Source organism: Embleya sp. NPDC059237, from assembly GCF_042754105.1.
In the GTDB taxonomy this organism is placed as follows: Bacteria; Actinomycetota; Actinomycetes; order Streptomycetales; family Streptomycetaceae; genus Embleya.
Genome location: NZ_JBHZAE010000008.1, coordinates 281,593 through 301,620 on the forward strand (window position 1 = coordinate 281,593; position 20,028 = coordinate 301,620).

Here is a 20,028-nt window from a genome sequence, read left to right on the forward strand (position 1 = left end):
GTCCCGAGGAGCAGGCCATGCCCGCCGTCACCGTTGCCAACCCGCTGGCTCTGCCGCGTCTGCCGGAGCCCGCACTCGACGCCCGCCCGCGCCCCGTACTCGCCGTCACCACCGCCCCGAGCGGCGTCGAGGGTGAGGGCTTCCCCGTGCGGCGCGCCTTCGCGGGCGTCAACCAGACCTACCTCGACCCGTTCATCATGATGGATCAGATGGGCGAGGTGGAGTACGCGCCGGGCGAGCCCAAGGGCACCCCGTGGCACCCGCACCGGGGCTTCGAGACGGTCACCTATCTCCTCGACGGCGAGTTCGTCCACCAGGACTCGGCCGGCGGCGGTGGCGTGATCACCGACGGCGACACCCAGTGGATGACCGCGGGCTCCGGTCTGCTGCACATCGAGGCGCCGCCGGAGGCGCTGGTGACCAGTGGCGGGCTCTTCCACGGCATCCAGCTGTGGGTCAACCTGCCGTCCGTGCAGAAGATGAGCGACCCGCGCTACCAGGACATCCGCGCGGGCGACGTCAAGCTGCTCGCCTCGGACGACGGCGGCGCCCTGGTCCGGCTGATCGCCGGCTCCGTCGGCGGCTTCGACGGTCCGGGTATCACGCACACCCCGATCACCCTGCTGCACGCCTCGGTCAACCCGGGCGCGCGACTTTCGCTGCCGTGGCGCAAGGACTACAACGCGCTGGTGTACGTCCTTTCCGGTTCCGGGAGCGTCGGAACCGATCGGCGACCGATCGAAACCGGCCGGCTCGCGGTCCTGGGCGCCGGCGACACGATCGACCTCCAGGCGGACACCCGCCAGGATTCGAACAAGCCCAACCTCGAGGTGATCGTTCTCGGCGGGCAGCCGATCGGGGAGGAAGTGGCCTGGTATGGCCCGTTCGTGATGAACACTCACGCGGAACTGGCGCAGGCGTTCGACGACTTCAAGGCCGGTCGCATGGGCCGGATCCCGGCGGACCGGATCTGACGACGTCTCAACAGTGGCCGAAGATCATCGGCGGGGGATCTGACACATCGTCAGAGCCCTTAGAGTGCAAGGGAATGCCTCAAAGGGGCGGGCGCGTGGGCTACGCAATGCAGCCGACCGGTCGCCCCTTGACGCTGTCCCGCCCACTGGCCACACTGAACAAGGTCAAATGGAACGTAACGGTTTGCCGCGCCGTGGGCGCGGCCTGCGGAAACAGGAGTGGAGCCGTCACCTCACCACCGTGAGCTCCGCCGCCGGGTCGCCGAGGCTCCGGTCGACGGGCGCGATGTGACACCGGACGAGAGGAGTCCGCGTATGTCCCGGCCCTCCCGGGTGGCACACGGCATCGGCGACGGTGACCGACGGCCGCCCCACGCCTCGTATTTCGTCGATCGACCGATCGGAACCGGTCCGTTCCCGCTCGGCTCGCCCACCGGCGCTTTCGCGACTCTTTCCTGGACCGCCGGCGCCGGGTCCCGGAGGCCCTGATGGCCGACGACTGGCGCAAGAAGTTCAAGGAACGCACGGTCAAGACCCGGGCCTCGTCCGCGAACTGGCTGGCACTGCGCATCGTGCACTCCAACGCGCTGACCATGCTCATCCTGGGCACCGCCGCGGTGTTCGCGGTCGTTCTGCATATCCGCGGCCGGGCACGAGACGGCGAGTTCTTCGCCATCGCGATCGCGGTGCCGTGGATACTGGCGGCATACCGGCACAGCCGGTCCTGCAAGCCGTGCCCACGTCAGTCGGGAGGTGGATAGGCGATGAGCGGCTACGAACCGCCACCGCCCCCCGAAGCACGCGGACTTCGGCTCGGCGACCTGCGGCGATGGCGCCACCTTTCGGATCCCGAGGACGAGGAACCGGCTTTCCCCGCGCCCCGGGACGAACCCGCGCGCGGATCCGCTCGCGCGTCGCGCAGCGCTCGACACGAGGACGAAGAGCCCTCCTGGCGGCGCGACTTGCGGGAGCGTCGGAAGCGCGAGCGGGACGCGGCGGCCGCGCCCGAGTCCCGGCGTACGACGGAGCGCAAGAGCGCTCCCGGCGCGCGCCCCGGGCGGGACGGTTCCGGCGAACGCCCCGACTCGGCCCGGTACTCGGAGAGCACGCGGGCGTATCCGGCCGAGCGTGGCACCGACCCCGCCGGCCCTTCCCCGCGCCCCACGGTGCGGCATGTGATGAAACCCCGCGACCCGGGGCGGAACAACGCTCCTGCGGCACCCGCGACTTCGGCTCCACCCACACGCAAGCCGCCGTGGCGCCGCACCGCCAAAGCGACCGCAACGGGCGCGGCGGGCGCGGCCGGGGCGCTCGGCGCCGGCGACGCGGCACCCGCCGCCGCGAGTGGTCCGGCGTCCGGCCTGGCCCGCTTCGTCCGCCGCGGCTCGGCGGCCGGGGACGAAGCCGGTGGATCGGCCGATTCCGGCACACAGGGCGGGACTTCGGACAAGCCCGGAGTGCCGCCGCCGTTCACGGGCGGCCCCGGCGGCATGATCGGACCCTCCCGGCCGTTCAGCGGTACCGACCTGGTCATGCTGGTTCCCACCGGCCTGGCCGCCTACTACGGCGCCGGTCTCCTGGTGAACTGCTCCCATGAGGCGGGTTTCATGGCGGCCTTCTGCCTGTGGCTGATGGCCGGCTTCTGGATCGTGATCATCAGCGCCAAATGGCCCCTGGTGCGACTCATGCGCTGGGCCTGGGTGTTGGCCGGCCTGATGGCCGGGGCGACCATCCCCATCGGTGGCGGGTGACGGTGCGTGCGACGTGAGTAGCTTACGAACCGTCATATCACGGGTACGCCAAGGCAAACAGGGACCGGCGGACGACCGCAGGACCGGAGGGGAATCATGCACATGTCGCTGAGCGCCGTGGCCGCTGCCGCGCCCGAACACATCGCCAACTTCCAGGCGGTGACGACCGAGACGAGCAGTGTCGGTCGTGGGGTGACCGTCGGGGTCCCGATCCTGATCATCTTCATCCTCTTCTACATGGTCACGCACAAGGGCTACAAACTCCTGGGCCTGATCCTGGCGTTCGTGGCCGGTGTGATGTTGTCGGGTACGCAGGTCGCGTCCTCGCTCTCCGAGCTGGTCGACCACTTCGTGACGGCCGGCGTCAACGCGGTCAGCGACACGTTCAGCTGAGTCGGATCCGGGCGACCCGCACCGGAATCGGGTCGCCCGGACCGTCGAGTCCCGCACGGTGTCCGCGGTCGGGCCGCGCGCCCACCGCCACGGCGGCGCGGGCGCGTCCGGCACGTCGTCGCGATGCGGTGCGTGCGGCGCGGGACGTACCGCCCGACGCGGTCGGCGCCCTCCGCGCGCGCCGTTCGCGGGGGCGGCCGATGTCACCGGGCGTACCGGGCCTGGACGAGCGCGGGGTAGCGGGCGGTGAACATCGCCGGGAGCACGAATCCGGCCGCCTGGGCGGCGATGGCCACCCCGCCGGCCAGGTCGTTCGCCTTGATCAGGTAGAGCGCGACCGCCGTGACGGTGAAGCTCGCGGCCCACACGCCGGCGATCACGACGTTGACCCGGCGGAACAGCGGCAAGCCCCAGATCTCACGCGGGGTGGAGCGCCGGGCGATCACGAGGGTGAAGGGGTTGCCGACGGCGATCGAGCCCCAGGCGGTGAGGGCCAGCCAGGCGAACGAGGCCGCCCCGACATAGCGGTGGAAGCCGGAGTCCGGCACGGCGAACGCGACCGGGGTCAGCGCCAGGAAGAAGACCGCCGTGCTGTAGGCGAGCAGGTCGACCCCGCGCCCCGCCCGGTGGTCCTGGGCGGCGATCAGCACGGTGGCGGCCAGCGCGGCGAGCGCGCCCCACTGCCAGTGCGTCGAGGGGATGACGGCGAAGACGATCCACGGAGCGAAGTTGCGGACGTAGTTCATGGGATTTCTCGGGGTTCCTCTGTTCGACACTCCGCTGCTGACAGGTCAAACTTTGACGTTCCAACTTCGACATGTCAATCCTGAGTGGTAAAGTTCGCGTCATGAGCCTCCGCCACGCACTCCTCGGACTCCTCGCGAATCGCTCGGCCAGCGGCTACGACCTGCTGAAGTCCTTCGAAACGTCGCTGGCCAACGCGTGGCCCGCGACCCAGAGCCAGGTCTACGGCGAGCTGGGCAAACTCTCCGCCGAGGGCCTGCTCGACGTGACCGCGGAGGGGCCGCGCGGCCGCAAGGAATACTCGATCACCGAGAGCGGCCGGGCCGAACTGCGCCACTGGCTGGTCGAGGTCGAGCCCGAGCGGGTCAGGCGCAGCAGCATGCTCCTGCGTGTCTTCTTCCTCGACACCCTCGCCCCGGCGGAGGCCCGGGCATACCTGGCCGCCCAGGCCGAGGTCGCGGCCGAGCGGAACGCGGGGCTGCGCGAGGTGGAGGCGAACGTGCCGTGGGACGACAGCCCGCTGTCGGTGTACGGCCGCGTCGCCTTGGAGTACGGCCTGCGCCTGTCGCAGATGCAGCGCGACTGGGCGGAGTGGGCGGCGGAACAGGTGGCGCCGCCCACGACGTGAGGGCGTGCGGTGGGTGTCTCCGACGGGCGGGCGCCTACCGATGGACCGCGGCCGAGTGGCGAACGGTCGACGCGCCGTCGCTCGCGGAATGCCGGGATCCCCCCGCCCCGTTACGCCTGCGACGGGTGCCCTGATCCTTCGCCATGGAGGTGGAAGTGGCCGCGACGATGCGGGCCGTGGTGCTGACCGGACCCGGGCCGGTGGAGAACCTGGTGCTGCGGGACCCGACCGTGCCCGAGGTGCGGCCGGGGTGGGTGCGGATCGCGGCGAAGGCGTTCGGGCTGAACCGTTCTCACACCGACATGGAACTCGGCCGTACGGTCGGCAAACTCGTCGGGTTGACCGAGGGCTGATCGAGGGCAGGTCGAGCGCCGAGCCGGCCCCGGGTTCAGTCCGGGAGCACCGTCGGGGTCACCGCCGCCGGGTCCGGCGAGAAGCGGGCGGTCACGGCGTCGCGTTCGTCGCCGAAGTGGTGGGTGAGGACGCCGTACAGGTCGGGGCGGCGGCCCTTGAGCCAGCGGCGGCCGGTGGACAGCGGGATCAGGGACAGGTCGACGTCCGCGGTGACCATCGTGTCCGCCGCGGCCCAGGTCTCGGCGAGGATGCGGCCGTACGGGTCGAGGATCATCGCGTTGCCGGTGCGGACCTCGTCGTCGTCGCGCCCCACCCCGTTGCTGAAGATCAGGGCCAGGCCGTTGTCGTGGGCCCGCGAGGGCAGCCAGCGCAGCAACCACCCCCGGCCGCTGTCGCCGCGAAACGCGGCCTCGACGGCGGCCGGGTCCCGATGCCGGTTCTCCCACACGGCCGGCGGGATCGGCCGCATGCCGTGCGGACTGCGCGAGTCGGTACCGCCGGTCTGGTGCGGTGCCACCAGGATCGAGGCGCCGAGCAGGGCGGTGGCCCGCACGTTCTCGACGAGGTTGTTGTCCCAGCAGACGAGGATGCCGACCCGCACGCCCCACGGGGTGTCGAAGACGGTGTACCGGTCGCCGCTGGAGACGGCCCCGTGCTCGAACGCGTGCAGTTTGCGGTGGCGGTGCACCCGACCGTCGGGCAGGCACACCGCGTACGAGTTGAACAGCCGCCCGTCGACCTCGTCCCGCTCCAGGAAGCCCAGGCCGCCGGCCACGCCCAGCTCGACGGCCAGCTCGCGCACGCGGGTGACGGAGGGGCCGGTGACCGGTTCGGCGAGTTCGCGCAGCCGCTCGGCGGGGTGCCGGCGCAGGTGCCAGTAGCCCAGGAGGGACATCTCGGGGACCACGACGAGCTGTACCCCGTCGGCGGCGGCGCGGCGGGTGAAGTGTTCGACGCGGGCCAGGTTGTACGCCTTGTCGTCCGGGCGCGGCTCGAACTGTACCGACGCGCAGCGCAGTTGCTCCGTCGACATCGACGACTCCTGTCCGTGGGGTGGCTGATGGTCGTTCCGACCTCCATCACAGCCGTACCTCGGCATTCCGGTCCAATGAAACTTCGGGGTACTTCGATAACCAAACGGAATGGATCGCCGCCTAGACTCCCGACATGGACATTCGGCTGCTGCGCGCGTTGGTCGCGGTGGCCGACTGCGGTGCCTTCGGGGTCGCGGCGCGGGGGTTGTCGATCACCCAACCCGCGCTGAGCAAGCAGATCCGCGCGCTGGAGGTGGAGGTCGGCGGCACCCTGTTCACCCGGGGGCGGCACGGTGCCGAGCCGACCCGGCTGGGCGCCACGCTGCTACCGGAGGCGCGCGAACTGGTGCGCCGGGCCGACCAGTTGACCCGGCGGGCCGGGCAGTTCCGGCGTGGGGAGGCGGGCAGCCTGGCGGTCGGGTTCGGGCTGTCCGGGATCGATCTCGCGCCGCAGGCCGTCGCGGCCTTTCGCCGGCGCTTTCCGGGGGTGGAGATCTCGTTGGAGGACATGTCCTCCGCGAGTCAGATCGAGGCGGTCCGCGGGGGCGACCTCGATGTGGGCTTCGTACGGCTGCCGGCGCCGGACGACCTGGCCCGGTTGGTGGTGCTGACCGACACGCTCGCGGTGGCGGCGCCCCGGGACGCGGATCCGCCGCCGACGGATCCGGTGGGGGTCGCCGCGTGGTTGCGGGGGCGCCCGGTGGTGCGGCTCACCCGGGCGAAGGGGCCGGGGCTGGTGCGGCAGATCGAGTTGTTCGAGCGAGAGTTCGATGCTCGGTCGGAGCCGGTTCAGGAGGCGTCCGACCTCCAGACGGTGTTGGCGCTGGTCGCGGCGGGGGTGGGGGTGGCGCTGGTGCCGGCGGGGGCGGCCGATATCGCGTCGTCGACGGTCGAGGTGACGGCGATCGAGGGCGGTGCTGCTTCGGGCGCGGTCTCGGATGTGGTTTCGGCCGCTGTCTCCTGGCGGATCGGCGCGGTCTGGGATCCGGCGCGGGGCACGCGGGTGCGGGACAACTTCCTCGCCGTCGTGCGCGATCTTGTCCGGCGGCGCGGGGCTACTTCGCGGCCAGCCGGTTCCGGGTCAGCTCCGGGGTGTCGGGGGAGCGGGACTCCACCGTCGCCCTGATGTCGGCGAGCGTCTGCGCGGCGAGTTCGCGGCGCCAGGCCAGGTCGGCGCGGGACATCGCCTGCGCGATGACGCACGTGGTGCGGTAGTCGGCCGTCGGGTCGGCGTCGGGGCCGTTGCGCAGGATCTGTTGGCAGCGGAAGGCCGCGTCGGGGCCCTCGATGGCGACGACCACGTCCATCAGGGTGATGTCCTTCAGGGCCTTGGCCAGCCGGAATCCGCCGCGTGGGCCGGAGGTCGAGGTGACGATGCCGGCGCGGGCGAGAGCCTGGAGCTGCTTGTTGAGGTAGGCGGCGGGCAGGCCGTAGAACGCGGCCAGCTTGGTCGCCGTCACCGCCGTGCCCGATTCGGCCCACGCCAGGTTCAGGCAGCTGTGCAGCGCCCACTCCACGCCTTCGCTCATCTGCATATGCTGGACGCTACCCATCCAGAATATCCGGGACAACCCCCGCTCCCTCGGATGGCTCCATCCTCGACGGTCACAGCGGCAGGCCGGCGAGTTGCATCAGCCGTTTCGCGCGGGCGAAGCCGTCGAGCGGAACGGGCGTGGTGCCGGTGCGGCAGTGGCGGCACAGATCGCCGGGGACGAGGTCGGGTCCGGGGCGCCCGCAGTCGGCACACTCGACCAGGCGCGGACGGCGCGACTGGGCCGGGATCACCGGAGTCGTCGGTGGTGGCGGGGTACGGGTGAGGCGGAAGTGCAGCAGGCCGGTCTTGAGCTCGCGACTCGGTGGCGGTAGGTCGTCGGTCAACTCCCGGAAGACCTCGTCATCCGTGGCGCCGGCCGTGAAGCGGGCCTGGACGAACGGCACGAGGGTACGCAACTCCCGGTCCTTGAAGGCCAATCGTTCGTCCATGTCGGCCAGCGAGCGGAGCAGATCGAGGGCACGTACGGCGGGATCCGGCTCGGGACCGGCCGTCGGCGCGGTGTTCGACGCGGTGTGGGGCGCGACCTTCGGGGCGGCCTTCGGGGCGGAGGGTGAACCTGCCTCGGGAGCGCCCCGGACCGCGCGCGGCCCGGACCACTCCGTGAGACGACCGAGCAGGCGCCCGGTCGCCGAATCCCTTAAGCGCCTGGCCACCGCGATGCCGGCGTCGGTGAGTTCCTGGAGCACGCGGCGGGCGATGTGGGTGCCCACGCCGAGGAGTTCGCGGATGCTCTCGACGGAGATCGGGGTGCCGGGAGGCGCGGCCTCGTAGCGGATGGCGGCTTCGAACGCCCATCCGGAGAGGCCGCCGAATTGGGCCAACACGGCGGCGGCGGGGTTCTCGACAGGGACGGGGACATCAGTACGCTGGGAATTAGCCATGACGATGAGGGTGTTGCCTCTCGTTGAGTGGTCAGGCCCTCGCACCGGTGTTCGTTGCACCAGCGGGGGCCGACTCATGTTCCGGATGACTCACGCTTCGGACACGGAACAGCACACAGTGCTGTGGCAGTTGCCGTCAATCACCCACCCGAGTGACGTTTTCCTGGGCGGTTTTCCACCTGGGGCCGGCCGCCGCCCCGAAGGGGCGGCCGGCCTAGTGGGTCCTAGAGGGCGCCGTGTCCGCACAACGAAAAACCGCATCGACGGTCCCACCGGCACAAACGCATCGTCGACGAAGTCCTGTGCCGTACAGCGGGTTTCACGCACTTCGGAGGGCCCACTCGGCGGGTGGGAGTGTGGGTGTGGGCGCGAGTAGACGGCCTGTCCGGCCCGGACCCGACGCGGCGCGTACGCCCGGCTCGCCGGCCGTACGCGTTGCGCGCCCTCTGCGTGGATCTCACCGCGTCCAGCGCGGATCGGCGGCGATTGCCTCCAATTGGTCGAGAGTCAGTCCCGGTTCGGTGCGCGATGCTTTCGGTCGTTCGATGTTCGCCTCCATCACGATCCCCGGGTAGTCGTCGTGATCGATGACGACCAACCCCGGATGGGCGTCGTTCTCGGCGTTGAGCTGGACCGTTCGCCCGTCCGGATGGCGTATCGCCGCCCGCCACTGGACGAACTCCGGAGGAGCATTGCCCACCGGCTGCCGGGCGGCGAAGGTCGTGGAGCCGTCGGGCAGGGTCTTGGTCCGACAATCGGCAATTCCCGCACAGGACTCCAGGGGCCCGGCGGTCATCCGGACGCTCGCGGAAAGGTTCGTCAGCCCCTTCCCGTCCCGGAGTACGACCGTCGCACCTTGCCCCGATTCACCCTTGGCGGTGACGTCGGTACCGGCGGGAAGCACGCTTTGCAAGACGCTGAGCATCCGTCGATCCGGTGTCGGCAGGGCGTCGATCCCGCGTACCCAGCGTGCGTCCGTCGCGATCCTGGTCAGCTGGTCGAGCGTCAATCGCGGATCCCGGCCGACGCCGACGCCGTCCGGGTTGTCACCCGTCCACTGGTCCCGCGCTCCACCGCTGAAGGCGTCGAGCGAGACCCGGCCGCCGTCGGGTCGGTCCAGGATCACCCGCCAGTGCCGTTGCCCGGGCGCGCCCGTGATGCCGTTGACGGTCTTGGCCACGCTCAGTTTCGATCCGTCGGGTTGCCGCCTGCTCGTGCACTCGTCGTAGGGCCTGCGCCCGTCGACGGCACCGCAGTCCGCGATGCGGCTCTCCGGGCTGTCGGGCGCGGGGCGGGCCAGCATCACCCGGACCCCGGTCGAGCCGCCCGAGTCGGTGTAGACGAGCTGTGCGAACGGATTCCGACTGATCAACGGCGGATCCTGGGGCGTCAGTTGCGACCCGCCACCGGAGACCTCGCTGATCTTCCCCTTGGCGGGCAGCAGGCTCTCCAGGACGGCGATCATCTGATCGCCCGTCACCGGCCCGGCCGAGGGCATCTCGCCGTCCGGCAGCGTGCGCCGTGAGGCCGCCGACGCATCGGTCTCCAGCGCCCGATCGAGGACGACCCCGACGCCCACCACGGTGACGGCCATCGCACACGCGGCGGCCCCGATCCGGATGCGCCGCACCCGCCGAATCCGCTTGCCGTGCGCGACGCCGCGCGCGATCACCTCGGGGTCGTACGCCGGGAAGGTATCGACCACGGCATTCAGCGCCCCCGGCAGCGCCTGCTCGAAGTCGGGGTCGTGGTACTCAAAACCGGCAGGAGGCACGGTGAGATCACCGGTCCTTTCACTAGGAATGCGGAAGCATGCAGGGGGTCGAACGGAGCGCCGGCGCCGCAGAGCCGCGCCGATGCGCGCTCAAGTGCGCCCTCGGCGTCGCGGGTGTCACCGGTGCCATCGGCGCTCACCGATATCAGTCGAGACTCAACTGCGATCGAGGGCGAGATCCGGCAACTGATCGCCCAGCACCGCCCGCAGCCGATCGAGCGCCCGATGGGAGCGAACCCGTACCGCTCCCGCCGACAGATGCAACATCTCGGCGACCTGCTCCACCGAGCGGTCCTCCCAATAGCGCAGCACCAACACCGCCCGATCCCCCGGAGCCAACTCGGCCAGGCCGTCGAGCAGGGTGAGCCGCAACTCGGGATCGCCCGTCGGGCGGGCCGCACGCTCCGGCACGTTGTCGGTGGCGCGCTCGGTGGAACTCTTGCGGCGCTGTTGTTCGAGGTAGGTGCGAACCAACGTGGTGTGCGCGTAGGCGAACGGCCACTCCATCCGGCCGATCCTGCGCCACTTCGGATAGAGCTTGCCGAGTGTCTCCTGAAGCAGGTCCTCGGCACCGTGCCAGTCACCAGAGGTAAGCAGACACGCGGTACGGAACAACCTGCGGCTGTGCGTGGCGGCGAACTCTCGGAAGTCCGCATCGCTTCCGCCGGCCATCGATGTCCCCCGTTCGTCGACGTCACCAGGGGAAATGGACCGGCCGGCAAAAACGTTACATCGCACCCCGCGCGGCCCCGCGGAGTCCGGGAAGCCGGCCGGATGCCCGGATCCGGACAGCCCACAGCGCTCCGATGAACCGAAAACCACGTCCCATCGGCGGCGCGTCGATCGGGCCGGCTAGGCCAGGTAGCGCTCGATCGTCTCGACCTTGGCCGTCAGCCCATCGACGACCCCTTCGCGGATGTCCGCCTTGAGCACCAGACTCACCCGATTCGAGTGCGCCTTGACCGCCTCGACGGCCTCCTTGACCACGGCCATCACCTCGTCCCACTCGCCCTCGATCGAGGTGAACATGGCATCGGTGCGATTCGGCAACCCACTGGCCCGCACCACCCGCACCGCAGCCGCCACCGCCTCCCCCACATCCTCACCAACACCCAACGGCGAAACCGAAAACGCAACGATCACAACAACACCCTCCACATCCCAACCCCGAACACCCCCAGCGTAGAACGCCCCACACGCCGCTCCCCAAACCCCAGCCACCCCCAAACCACCCGCCCCAACCCCCAAACCACCCGCCCCAATCCCCAACCCGCGCCCGGGACCAACCCAGCCCACCCCGAGAGCCGGCCACAACGAGGCCCGGCGGCCACACCTCCGCCTCCGACAACCGGCGGCGGCACACCGGCCTTCGGCGGTCAGCGGCCGTGTATCGAACTTCGCCGGTCGGCCGCCGAGCCTTGGCCGCGGCGATCGGCGTCTGCGCCGTGACCTTCCACGGCCGGTGGCCGTGCCTTCACCGTCGACGGTTGGCGGCTGAGCCCTGGGCTCCGGCGACCGGCGGCCGAGCCCCGACCTGCGGCGATCGGCGGTCATGCCTTTGGTTTCGGCGACCGAGCCTCCGCCTTCGGCACCCGGCGGTCATGCCTTCGTCTTCTGCGGTCGGCGGCTGTGCTTGGCGTTCGACGGCCGGTGGCCCCTCGCTTTCGCAATCGGCGACCATGCCGCAGCCTTCGATGTCCGGCCGCGGAGCCCCAGCCCCCGGATGACCGGCCTCCGTGCCCTGGCTCGCGCGGCCGCCGGCGGCCCCGGCTCGGCTTCCGGCAAACGGAGCCAAGCCCTGACCTCCGACGACGCCGGCAGCTACGCCCCGGCCTCCGGGTCCCGATGAGCCCGGAGGACACCGTCCGACACCGGACGGAGACCGGACCCGGGAACTCGTCACGGGCCCAGGCGGGAGCCCCGGCCGGTTCGTGCGCGACCATGCCGGTGACGCGGCCTCCCGCCGCAGAACCGGCGCCCGTGCCTTGGCCTCGGGTGACAGGCAGCCCGAATCTCGGCTCCCGAGGCTGCCCCGCCCCCGCGATCCCACGGCCGAGATCGATGCCGCAGCCCCGAGCCGGCCCCGCCCCGGTGCCGACGCCGTCGCCGGAGACCCGGCACTCCACGGCCCGGCCCCGCCGTGCGCCTACCCGACCCGAAAAGCCGCCCGCAGGGCGCGGCGGATGTCCTCCAGGGCCCGCCGCGAGACGTCCGCCGACGGGATCGCGTTGGAGCCATGGAACGTACCCGGCCGGTGATGCAACTCGACCGGAACACCCGCCCGAATCAACCTCACCGCATACTCGATCGCCTCATCACGCAGCGGATCGAACTCGTTGGCCGTGATGTACGCGGGCGCCAAACCCGCCACATCCTCGGCCCGCGCCGGCGCCGCGTAGGCGCTCGCCTCCGCACCCGCCAGGTAGTACCGCCAACTCAACTCCGCCTGCGGACGACTCCACAATGGCGTCGCATCGAACTCCCGCATCGAGGGAGTGTCCAGCCGATCATCCAAAACCGCCGTGTCCAACACCTGGTACACCAGCGCCGGCCCACCCTCGTCCCGAGCCCGCAGCGCCAACGCCGCAGCCAACCCGCCACCCGCGCTCACCCCGCCGACCGCGATCCGCCCCGCATCCGCCCCGATCGACGCCGCGTGCTCCGCCACCCACCGAAGCGCCGCCCACGCATCGTCGAAGCCCGCCGGAAAGGGATCCTCGGGCGCAAGCCGATACTCCACATTCACCACGACGCAGCCCACCTCCAGGGCGGTCGCCACACAGCTGCCATCCGTACTGTCCATGTCCCCGAACACGAACCCACCACCGTGGAACCACACCAGCACCCCGAGCGCCCCACCCGCCCCGGCCGCCTCCACCGCAGCCGTCGGCGTATAGATCCGCACCGGCACACCCCCGGCCACCACCCGATCCTCGACCAAAAGCCCGGCCGGACGCTGCAAAGGCTGGGCCCGAGCCCGCTGCGCCGCCCGAAACGCCGCCGGCTCGGCGATGTCCACGGTCGGCAGGTACGGGAGGACCGCGAGCAATTCGGGGTCTATGCGGTGATCCATGCCGCGGAAGCTAGCAGCGCCCGCCGCCAACTTCCATGACGCCCCGTCAGATCCCACCCGATCGAGGCGCAAGTCACTCGCCCGCCGGCCCACCCGGGTCCCACGCCGCCCCGCCCCATCCCACCTGCGAAATCCGTTTCCACCCCACCCACCCGCGGCCGCACCATAACCCCATGAACGCCATCCCCACGACGACCCTCTGGCGGCCGACCGGACCGGCCGAGCTGGAGCTCGTACGCGAGTCCGGTTGGACCGCGTGGCCGGCCCGGCTGCCCGACCAGCCGATCTTCTACCCGGTCCTCAACGAGGACTACGCAATCAAAATCGCCCGAGACTGGAACGTCCCCGCCTCCGGCTCCGGCTACGTAACCCGCTTCCAGATCGAAACCGAATACGTAATCCGCTACCCGGTCCGCCAAGCAGGCGGTAAATCCATCCTCGAACTCTGGGTCCCAGCCGAAGACCTCCCAGAATTCAACAACCACATAGTCGGCCAAATAGAACTGATCCACGAGTTCCACTAGCCCAAGCCCCACCCACCCCGCCACCCGAGCGGCATCGGGTCGTAGGCCCCTCCAGGGCTGCCACCCACAGAACCCCAAAGACCTCGACCACGGACCACACCCGCGTGCCCTTCGGCATCGACCTCCGTCCGCCGGTCACCGCACTTCGACCGCACCGCGTAGACAGCAAATACCAAGAGACATCCAGAAACCTCCAGCCGTTCCCAGCCCCAACCCACCTTCAACGGAAACGACCCACCCCTGCGAGCTGTTCGCGTCGGTGCCGACCACGAGCCGCAGTGGTGGCGGCGGCCCGTGGTCATCATTCGGAGTGCACTCCCCGCGCGTCCGGGCGGCCCAGGCGCCCATCACGCCTAGCGTGGGTCAGGAGACAATCCCGGCGAAACGCCGCCGGGATCCCGACCGACCCAGGGAGATCCGCTCACCATGACCGCCACCCTCCCCGAGCTCACCGGGGACTACGTCCTCGACCCCGCCCACACCCGGATCGGCTTCGTCGCCCGCCATGCCATGGTGACCAAGGTCCGCGGTTCGTTCAGCGATTTCGAGGGCACCGCCCACCTGGACGGCAGCGACCCGACCAAGTCCAGCGCACAGTTGGTCATCAAGGCCGAGAGCATCCACACCGGCGTCGAACAGCGCGACCAGCACCTGCGCACCAACGACTTTCTCGACATCCCCAACTTCCCCGACATCACCTTCCGGACCACTTCCATCGAGGCGAACTCCGACACCGAGTACCGCGTCACCGGCGACCTCACCGTCAAGGACGTCACCCGCCCCCTGACCATCGACTTCGAGTACACGGGCAACGCGGTCGACCCCTACGGCAATCTCCGCGTCGGCTTGGAGGGATCCGTGACCATCTCCCGCAAGGAATTCGGCGTGAAATGGAACGCGGCCCTGGAAGGCGGCGGCGTCCTCGTCGGCGACAAGGTCGTCCTGGAGTTCGACATCTCCGCCATCAAGCAGCCCTGACCCGCCCTCCCAACCGACACACCCATCCGGCGGCGCCACAACACACAACACCGCCGGGACGACACGCCACCCGCACCCCCGGGCCCGCAACGCCGTCCCGGCCCAAAGCCACCCCACACCTGTTGCCGGCGACCCACGCAACATCCACCGCCGAAGGACGCACCCCGATGTAGCGGATCCGCAAACGACGAAGGCCCAGGTCACGGATCATGTCCGTGACCTGGGCCTTCGTGAACGGAGCGGGCGACGAGAATCGAACTCGCGTTCTAAGCTTGGGAAGCGCCGTTCCAGCTGCACCTCGAAACGCCCGTGACCAGCCCCGCGTCCTGGCTGGCACCTACGGCTCGATTGTCCGCCAGTGTCCCACGCTGACCACGATTCCCCGGCTGTTCTGGCACGCATCTGGCACGGCGAGGAGCGCACGCTTCCCGCTTGTAGAGATCGTCCCGCCCGAAGCGACGGCAGCGGATTCCCAGTTCGGAAGGCTCACCCGTGATCCAGGAGCTGACCGGCGCAACCGCCCGCTGGCGGCGGGGCGTTCGTTCATCCCGCGAGTGCCCGGGAGAGCCCCTGAGCCGGGCCCATTCCGGTTCGCATTCGGTGCGCAAGCCGGGCCTGCCTCGTTCAACAAGTGTGTGGTCGGTCCGAGGGTTCCCTCCTCGATCGGGCATGCCTGCACGCACCCTGGTTCTCGGAGGGGCGCAACGGCTCACACTGTGACACTTGCGCTCGGCCGTTGCCCCCTCCGGGGTTCCGGGTACGCCTCCGGTGCCCGATCGAGGAGGGAACCCCAGACCTCAAGACCAACCTCGAACCGCAGCGTGATTGCTCTGCCCAACCCCTCTGAGAGAGGGCTGGAGTCCGGGGCAGAACCCCGCTCCGTCGTTCGAAGCGCATACGGATTCGAACCGGATGTGAGCACATTTCCTAAAATGGCGTCTACCCACACGGAACGCACTGGAAGTTTGCCCAATTCCAAGATCATTTATACGCATGTTGCACACCCAGTGAGCTGTCCCGAGACCCGACCTACGCACCCGAACCGGTGCCTGTCGGGGCTCGTGCGGCATCCCGTGATTCATGCATGCGGGTTACGCAACCCGACCAATAACCTAGATACTCGAATACTGGGCTTGGTTTCCAAGCCCAGTATCAACGGGGGCCTGCGCATCGAGCGCGCCCGGATCGCGGCCGAAGGTTTGTGGACCGTCCCCAGGCGCCCAGCACGGCTGTGAATTCCTTCCATGTCGGTTAATGTGATCCGTGGCCAGATTTAGCTATTTTCCCCTGAAGAAGTCCGGGTCTGTGCTGCGGTGACCTGGGGAACTGCTGGTGCCTGTTCTGCGTAGCCGTCACAGTGGAGGTGGGACGACGCTCGGGGGTGGTGACGGTGCTGCGTGTTGCCGTGGGAAGACCCGTGGTGGGAGATGCTGCCGGAGTAAGCCCGGCAGCTTCCCGACGAACTCGCCCGAATCGACGTCTTCTTGGACGACGAGCGGTTCATCGCACCGTTTCGGGCGGTGTTCGCCGAACGACCGGGCCGTCCCTCCGTGCCGGTCGAGACGCTGTTACGTCTGTTGTATCCGAAGCACCGTTACCAACTCGGCTACGAGACGCCGTGTCGCGAGGTCACGGACTCCTTGGCAAGTAGCTAGAGATACTGATTGAATCGACGGGAAGAACATCGAACTGAGCATGCGAGCAACGCCGACTCGGCGTGAACGGTGAGCGTCAGTTTGCTGCCGGCCGAGCCCCCTCGTGGGGCTGGTCTAGCTGTTGCTGCCGCTTGCGTTGTTCTACGCGCAAGTTCTCTACCTCGCGCACGAGCGCGCCTAAATTAGCCGCCGGATCTTGGTTAGCATATGGAGGAATTCCGAGGTCAAAGGCGGTTGTGTGTTGTTCGATGGCGTCAGCTGTTTGCTGTAGGTAAAATCCGCGCTCCTTGTACTTAAAATATCCAGTGAAGCCGGCAGACATGCCAACGAGGAAACTTAGCCCGATGGTTATTTCTTTGTATGGAGATGGGGCATCAGTGAGGGCGGCGGCGGTTGTCGTCCCAAGAGATCCAAGTATGATAATGCTTTGAAAGAAATTATGGATTCGGCGGTAATGCGTAGCTTCTTTGCGGAGTGATTCCAGATCTCCTGGGATGGAATCTTTGTATGAAAATTGCCGTATGGATGTGTCAAGGTGGAGTTGTGAGGCGCTGAGTCGTTTGCGTTCCTCTGCGATGTCAAGGTTGAGTAGTAGCGCCTTGAGTTTTGGCAATGGATGGTCGCTCATGTAAATATAGAAGCCAAACGATACGGCCCCCAATATCAGCGCTAGTGGGATCATTGCGGCATTGATTGGCCCCAGATCAACTTTTCGCCACGTAACTGCCGTTGCCCCAAAGGAGGAAATTCCGACTGCTAGAGAAAGGGCCCCAGAGCCGTACATGAATCGCAACTGCAATCGCTTCATGTGCACTTTGTGCTGGAGTTCGACGATCTCTCGACTGTAGCTTAAAAGAAGTTCGATTGGTCCCGCGCTGGTCGGGGATGTCATTGAATCCTCCTCCTGTGGGGTAGTTGTATCTGCGGCGGCGGGTGTCTGTGTTTTTGCGATGATTCTGCTGCTGGCAGGGTACGCATACGTGTTGATGCACGTCTGGAGATTCAGAAGAGGGCTGGGACCACAACCTGCCGCACAGGCGGACGAAAAACGCAGAGCCCGGCAGGTCATTGGTACAGTCGGCCCTCCCTCGGGCGTTTGTTGTCGAGCTGGCCCGGAGCCCGACGTGACCGGCGGTTACGCCGCACGCGCGGCAGGCCCGGGCCAGCTCGGCGGGCGCGCCCTTGATCAAGTAGAGCCAAATTCGACAATGGTCGATTGGGCGCCGTTGGTGGGGCGGCAGGGCTCGGGATGCGGGTAGCTTCGCGGTATGGCGGATGGCGGGGTGTCTGGGGCCGGTGGGGCGTTCACTGCGGAGCATGCTCGGGACGTGTTGGGCTCGGCCTGTGCTGTGGCCGGGCTGAGCGCTGAGGGGGCAGCTCTGCTGCGGCTTGGGGAGAATGCTGTTTTCCGGTTGGGTGATCCGGTTGTGGTGCGGGTGGCTCGGTCGGCGGACCGGGTCGATGAGCATGAGCGGACCGTGGCTGCTGCTCGGTGGCTTGCCGAGGTGGGGTTCCCGGCGGTGCGGGTTGTTTCGCGGATTCGGCAGCCGCTCGTGGTTGATGGGCGGGTGGTGACCTTCTGGGAGCTTGTCGCCGACGAGGAGCGGTTCGCGGGTGTGGTTGCGCTGGCCGAGTTGCTGCGGCGGTTGCATTGGTTGGAGGAGCCGGAGTCGCTGGGGGTGCCGTATCTGGAGCCGTTGGCGGCGACCTGGGGGCGGATCGATGCCGCGGTGGTGTTGGGCGATGAGGACCGTGGGTTTCTGCGGCAGCGGGCTGAGGAGCTTCGGAAGCGATACGACGCTCTGGAGTTCGTGCTTCCCTTCGGGCTCGTGCACGGGGACGCGAACGTCGGGAACGCGCTCGTCGACGAAGCGGGGCGGGCTGTCCTCATCGACCTGGACGGGTTCGCGCTCGGGCCGCGTGAGTGGGACTTGGTGCTGACTGCGATGTACTACGAGCGGTACGGGTGGCATACCCGGGCCGAGTACGAGGCGTTCGTGAACGCGTACGGCTTCGACGTCATGAACTGGTACGGCTACCCGGTCCTGGCGGACATGCGCGAGCTGATGATGACGGTGTGGCTGACGCAGAACATGGCTGGCAATGCTGGGGTGACGGCGGAGGTCGCGCGGCGTATATCGGACCTGCGGACCGGTGCCGACCGGCACGGGTGGAAGCCGTTCTGAGGGCGGATCAACTCGCGGTCTGCTGCCACATGCGGTGGCTCTCCGCCTCCTCCAGGAATTCGGCAACTGGAGCTGAGGTTACGAACACCACCAACTTCGTGCGGAATTCCGACAGGTACGTCACACATCGGGCGGACTTGAGCTGTCGCCCGAGTTGCAGTGCGGTGAGGGCGCTGCGGCAGGCGAGTTCGGGTTCTCCGGCCGTCAGGTGGGCTTCGGCCAGGACCATGGTCGCGAAGAAGTCGCTGCGGACGTAGCGGCCGTCCGTGCCGCCGAGACACAGTTCCGCGTATGTGGTGGCTTGCTGGGCCTGGCGCATGTCGCGGAAGCAGTGGCCGAGTTCGGCGGACAGCTCCGCCTGGTCGAAGTAGCCGATCCACTCCGGGTCTTCACCCGGGTTGGTGCGTTCGAAGATCGTCGTTGCCCGGGTCAAGGCCGTGTTGCATCCGGCGTGGTCGCCGACTCGGGAGAGCGCTCGGGCCTCCATCGCGAGGAACTGTGCAGTCAGCGTTGGGGTTGCATGGCCCGTGGTACCGAGCTGGGCGGCGCGGGCCAAGTTGGCTGCCTCGGTGAAGCGGCCTAAGTAGGTGGCCTGATGGCTCATCGCGGACAGGACGCTTCCCGCGAGACGGCGATCCTCGGCGGCCTGGGCCAAGCGGAGAGCCTGGATGAAGTAGCGCTGGGCCAAGCCGTGGTAGCCGCTGTCGTAGCTCATCCACCCGGCGAGGAGCGTGGCTTCGGCGACCGTGCCGAACAGGGCGCGGCTCACGGGCTCCGTGCTGCGTGCGGTCAGCAATTCGGCGACGTCGTCGTTCAGGTACTGGATCAAGGCTCGGCGGCCGTGCCCTCCCCCGAAGCGGTTGTCCAAGTCGGCGTAGACGTCGACCGTTGCACGAACGGCTTCGACGTCCGACGCCCCCACCTGTGTTCGGGCTCGTGAATTCGGCAACTGCTCTTGCTGCCCAGAAACGAGCCACGCGAGCGGTGCCGCGTTCCAGGCGGTCGGGTCCGGGGCCATCGCTTGCATGTCGCTACCAGGCGCGAGATCGGCATGCCACAGCGCTGCAAGTGCTTCGATGCCGTCCGTGGGAGTGCTGGGGTAGACAGTGCCAGGGGCCTCTGGAGCGGCCGGGGCGTTGCCCAACCCGAGTTGGTGTGCCGGCTGGCCGTAGACCTTCACCAGCAGCTCGACGTAGTCGGCGGGGTAGGTCTGGCCGTTCTCCCAGCGGGCGATGCTTCGCAGGAGTGATGTGTCGGTGGGTAGAGAGCGACCCTCCTGCGCGGCGGCCTGGCGGAGGGCGTAGACGAGACGGGGCTTCTTCCAGCCGAGGTGAGTTCGGGCCGCGCGTAGGAGATCGGCTTGATACGGCGTGGTGGCCGACACCACGAATCGCCTCCCCGGAAGCGGAGCCAGATCAAGCCATCATGCTCGCGCACACGAAGCGTCGTCAAAGAATCGCAGTGAGTTGATCTTGCTGACGCGCGCTTAGGTGACAAGCTGTGTCACCCCTTGTCATCCCTTGC

At 68.7% G+C, this 20,028-nt stretch carries 20 protein-coding genes and 1 pseudogene; 11 read left to right on the plus strand and 10 right to left on the minus strand.

Going from position 1 to position 20,028, the window contains the following annotated elements; all coding sequences use genetic code 11:
- Positions 1–17 precede the first annotated feature (17 nt).
- The 4 genes from ACFXKZ_RS26035 to ACFXKZ_RS26050 all read left to right on the plus strand — a co-directional run bounded on the left by ACFXKZ_RS26035 (position 18) and on the right by ACFXKZ_RS26050 (position 3,118).
- Positions 18–974, plus strand: coding sequence for a pirin family protein (locus tag ACFXKZ_RS26035; protein ID WP_380003385.1), 957 nt, complete (start codon positions 18–20; stop codon positions 972–974).
- A 488-nt stretch (positions 975–1,462) separates the two neighbouring features.
- Positions 1,463–1,735 carry a hypothetical protein gene (locus tag ACFXKZ_RS26040; protein ID WP_380003386.1) on the plus strand — a complete coding sequence of 91 codons (273 nt, stop codon included), beginning with the start codon at positions 1,463–1,465 and terminating at the stop codon, positions 1,733–1,735.
- A gap of 3 nt (positions 1,736–1,738) precedes the next feature.
- Positions 1,739–2,725 carry a hypothetical protein gene (locus tag ACFXKZ_RS26045; RefSeq protein WP_380003387.1) on the plus strand — a complete coding sequence of 329 codons (987 nt, stop codon included), beginning with the start codon at positions 1,739–1,741 and terminating at the stop codon, positions 2,723–2,725.
- Positions 2,726–2,821: 96 nt separating this feature from the next.
- Positions 2,822–3,118 carry a hypothetical protein gene (locus ACFXKZ_RS26050; RefSeq protein ID WP_380003388.1) on the plus strand — a complete coding sequence of 99 codons (297 nt, stop codon included), beginning with the start codon at positions 2,822–2,824 and terminating at the stop codon, positions 3,116–3,118.
- Positions 3,119–3,321: 203 nt separating this feature from the next.
- Here ACFXKZ_RS26050 and ACFXKZ_RS26055 read toward each other — a convergent pair whose 3' ends face one another.
- The gene (locus ACFXKZ_RS26055) at positions 3,322–3,864 is read right to left on the minus strand and encodes a hypothetical protein (protein ID WP_380003389.1); all 543 of its coding nucleotides are present in this window, start codon (positions 3,862–3,864) and stop codon (positions 3,322–3,324) included.
- A gap of 101 nt (positions 3,865–3,965) precedes the next feature.
- Between ACFXKZ_RS26055 and ACFXKZ_RS26060 the strand changes: the two genes are divergently transcribed.
- The gene (locus ACFXKZ_RS26060) at positions 3,966–4,490 is read left to right on the plus strand and encodes a PadR family transcriptional regulator (protein WP_380003390.1); all 525 of its coding nucleotides are present in this window, start codon (positions 3,966–3,968) and stop codon (positions 4,488–4,490) included.
- A gap of 143 nt (positions 4,491–4,633) precedes the next feature.
- Entirely contained in the window at positions 4,634–4,843 is a 210-nt protein-coding gene (locus ACFXKZ_RS26065; protein ID WP_380003391.1) for a hypothetical protein, read from the plus strand.
- A 35-nt stretch (positions 4,844–4,878) separates the two neighbouring features.
- Here ACFXKZ_RS26065 and ACFXKZ_RS26070 read toward each other — a convergent pair whose 3' ends face one another.
- Complete coding sequence (locus ACFXKZ_RS26070) at positions 4,879–5,877, minus strand: nitrilase family protein (protein WP_380003392.1); 999 nt, start codon at positions 5,875–5,877, stop codon at positions 4,879–4,881.
- A 134-nt stretch (positions 5,878–6,011) separates the two neighbouring features.
- On the opposite strand from ACFXKZ_RS26070, the gene ACFXKZ_RS26075 reads away from it, so the two are divergent.
- A complete protein-coding gene (locus tag ACFXKZ_RS26075) occupies positions 6,012–7,004 on the plus strand; it encodes a LysR family transcriptional regulator (protein WP_380003393.1) in 993 nt (330 codons plus the stop codon).
- Here the strand turns inward: ACFXKZ_RS26075 and ACFXKZ_RS26080 are convergent.
- From ACFXKZ_RS26080 to ACFXKZ_RS26105, 6 genes are all read right to left on the minus strand, one after another.
- The gene (locus ACFXKZ_RS26080) at positions 6,934–7,407 is read right to left on the minus strand and encodes an RrF2 family transcriptional regulator (protein ID WP_380003394.1); all 474 of its coding nucleotides are present in this window, start codon (positions 7,405–7,407) and stop codon (positions 6,934–6,936) included. The genes ACFXKZ_RS26075 and ACFXKZ_RS26080 overlap by 71 nt on opposite strands.
- Positions 7,408–7,483: 76 nt before the next feature.
- Complete coding sequence (locus ACFXKZ_RS26085) at positions 7,484–8,314, minus strand: hypothetical protein (RefSeq protein WP_380003395.1); 831 nt, start codon at positions 8,312–8,314, stop codon at positions 7,484–7,486.
- A 457-nt stretch (positions 8,315–8,771) separates the two neighbouring features.
- Complete coding sequence (locus ACFXKZ_RS26090) at positions 8,772–10,088, minus strand: hypothetical protein (RefSeq protein ID WP_380003396.1); 1,317 nt, start codon at positions 10,086–10,088, stop codon at positions 8,772–8,774.
- 156 nt (positions 10,089–10,244) lie between these two features.
- Positions 10,245–10,760 carry a SigE family RNA polymerase sigma factor gene (locus ACFXKZ_RS26095; protein ID WP_380003397.1) on the minus strand — a complete coding sequence of 172 codons (516 nt, stop codon included), beginning with the start codon at positions 10,758–10,760 and terminating at the stop codon, positions 10,245–10,247.
- Between the two features lie 180 nt (positions 10,761–10,940).
- Positions 10,941–11,231 (minus strand): MTH1187 family thiamine-binding protein, encoded by a 291-nt coding sequence (locus tag ACFXKZ_RS26100; protein ID WP_078976209.1) that lies wholly within the window; start codon positions 11,229–11,231, stop codon positions 10,941–10,943.
- A 1,003-nt stretch (positions 11,232–12,234) separates the two neighbouring features.
- Complete coding sequence (locus ACFXKZ_RS26105; protein ID WP_380003398.1) at positions 12,235–13,161, minus strand: alpha/beta hydrolase; 927 nt, start codon at positions 13,159–13,161, stop codon at positions 12,235–12,237.
- A 173-nt stretch (positions 13,162–13,334) separates the two neighbouring features.
- Here ACFXKZ_RS26105 and ACFXKZ_RS26110 point away from each other — a divergent pair, with 173 nt between their 5' ends.
- From ACFXKZ_RS26110 to ACFXKZ_RS26120, 3 genes and pseudogenes are all read left to right on the plus strand, one after another.
- On the plus strand, positions 13,335–13,685 hold the full coding sequence (locus ACFXKZ_RS26110; RefSeq protein WP_380003399.1) for a hypothetical protein: 351 nt from the start codon (positions 13,335–13,337) through the stop codon (positions 13,683–13,685).
- A gap of 426 nt (positions 13,686–14,111) precedes the next feature.
- On the plus strand, positions 14,112–14,663 hold the full coding sequence (locus ACFXKZ_RS26115) for a YceI family protein (RefSeq protein WP_380003400.1): 552 nt from the start codon (positions 14,112–14,114) through the stop codon (positions 14,661–14,663).
- A 1,427-nt stretch (positions 14,664–16,090) separates the two neighbouring features.
- Positions 16,091–16,309 (plus strand): annotated as a pseudogene (locus ACFXKZ_RS26120) (ISNCY family transposase); the annotation flags it as partial.
- 85 nt (positions 16,310–16,394) lie between these two features.
- Here the strand turns inward: ACFXKZ_RS26120 and ACFXKZ_RS26125 are convergent.
- Entirely contained in the window at positions 16,395–17,210 is an 816-nt protein-coding gene (locus ACFXKZ_RS26125; protein WP_380003401.1) for a DUF4231 domain-containing protein, read from the minus strand.
- Positions 17,211–17,646: 436 nt separating this feature from the next.
- Here ACFXKZ_RS26125 and ACFXKZ_RS26130 point away from each other — a divergent pair, with 436 nt between their 5' ends.
- Positions 17,647–18,504 (plus strand): phosphotransferase enzyme family protein, encoded by an 858-nt coding sequence (locus ACFXKZ_RS26130; protein WP_380003402.1) that lies wholly within the window; start codon positions 17,647–17,649, stop codon positions 18,502–18,504.
- A gap of 7 nt (positions 18,505–18,511) precedes the next feature.
- On the opposite strand, the gene ACFXKZ_RS26135 is transcribed toward ACFXKZ_RS26130, so the two are convergent.
- The gene (locus tag ACFXKZ_RS26135) at positions 18,512–19,891 is read right to left on the minus strand and encodes a hypothetical protein (RefSeq protein ID WP_380003403.1); all 1,380 of its coding nucleotides are present in this window, start codon (positions 19,889–19,891) and stop codon (positions 18,512–18,514) included.
- Positions 19,892–20,028: the final 137 nt, after the last annotated feature.

Excerpts from the sequence above, each read along its gene's own strand:
- ACFXKZ_RS26035 (WP_380003385.1), top strand. The coding sequence starts at position 18 with ATGCCCGCCGTCACCGTTGCCAACCCGCTGGCTCTGCCGCGTCTGCCG.
- ACFXKZ_RS26040 (WP_380003386.1), top strand. The coding sequence starts at position 1,463 with ATGGCCGACGACTGGCGCAAGAAGTTCAAGGAACGCACGGTCAAGACC.
- ACFXKZ_RS26045 (WP_380003387.1), top strand. The coding sequence starts at position 1,739 with ATGAGCGGCTACGAACCGCCACCGCCCCCCGAAGCACGCGGACTTCGG.
- ACFXKZ_RS26050 (WP_380003388.1), top strand. The coding sequence starts at position 2,822 with ATGCACATGTCGCTGAGCGCCGTGGCCGCTGCCGCGCCCGAACACATC.
- ACFXKZ_RS26055 (WP_380003389.1), bottom strand. The coding sequence starts at position 3,864 with ATGAACTACGTCCGCAACTTCGCTCCGTGGATCGTCTTCGCCGTCATC.
- ACFXKZ_RS26060 (WP_380003390.1), top strand. The coding sequence starts at position 3,966 with ATGAGCCTCCGCCACGCACTCCTCGGACTCCTCGCGAATCGCTCGGCC.
- ACFXKZ_RS26065 (WP_380003391.1), top strand. The coding sequence starts at position 4,634 with ATGGAGGTGGAAGTGGCCGCGACGATGCGGGCCGTGGTGCTGACCGGA.
- ACFXKZ_RS26070 (WP_380003392.1), bottom strand. The coding sequence starts at position 5,877 with ATGTCGACGGAGCAACTGCGCTGCGCGTCGGTACAGTTCGAGCCGCGC.
- ACFXKZ_RS26075 (WP_380003393.1), top strand. The coding sequence starts at position 6,012 with ATGGACATTCGGCTGCTGCGCGCGTTGGTCGCGGTGGCCGACTGCGGT.
- ACFXKZ_RS26080 (WP_380003394.1), bottom strand. The coding sequence starts at position 7,407 with ATGAGCGAAGGCGTGGAGTGGGCGCTGCACAGCTGCCTGAACCTGGCG.
- ACFXKZ_RS26085 (WP_380003395.1), bottom strand. The coding sequence starts at position 8,314 with ATGGCTAATTCCCAGCGTACTGATGTCCCCGTCCCTGTCGAGAACCCC.
- ACFXKZ_RS26095 (WP_380003397.1), bottom strand. The coding sequence starts at position 10,760 with ATGGCCGGCGGAAGCGATGCGGACTTCCGAGAGTTCGCCGCCACGCAC.
- ACFXKZ_RS26105 (WP_380003398.1), bottom strand. The coding sequence starts at position 13,161 with ATGGATCACCGCATAGACCCCGAATTGCTCGCGGTCCTCCCGTACCTG.
- ACFXKZ_RS26110 (WP_380003399.1), top strand. The coding sequence starts at position 13,335 with ATGAACGCCATCCCCACGACGACCCTCTGGCGGCCGACCGGACCGGCC.
- ACFXKZ_RS26115 (WP_380003400.1), top strand. The coding sequence starts at position 14,112 with ATGACCGCCACCCTCCCCGAGCTCACCGGGGACTACGTCCTCGACCCC.
- ACFXKZ_RS26125 (WP_380003401.1), bottom strand. The coding sequence starts at position 17,210 with ATGACATCCCCGACCAGCGCGGGACCAATCGAACTTCTTTTAAGCTAC.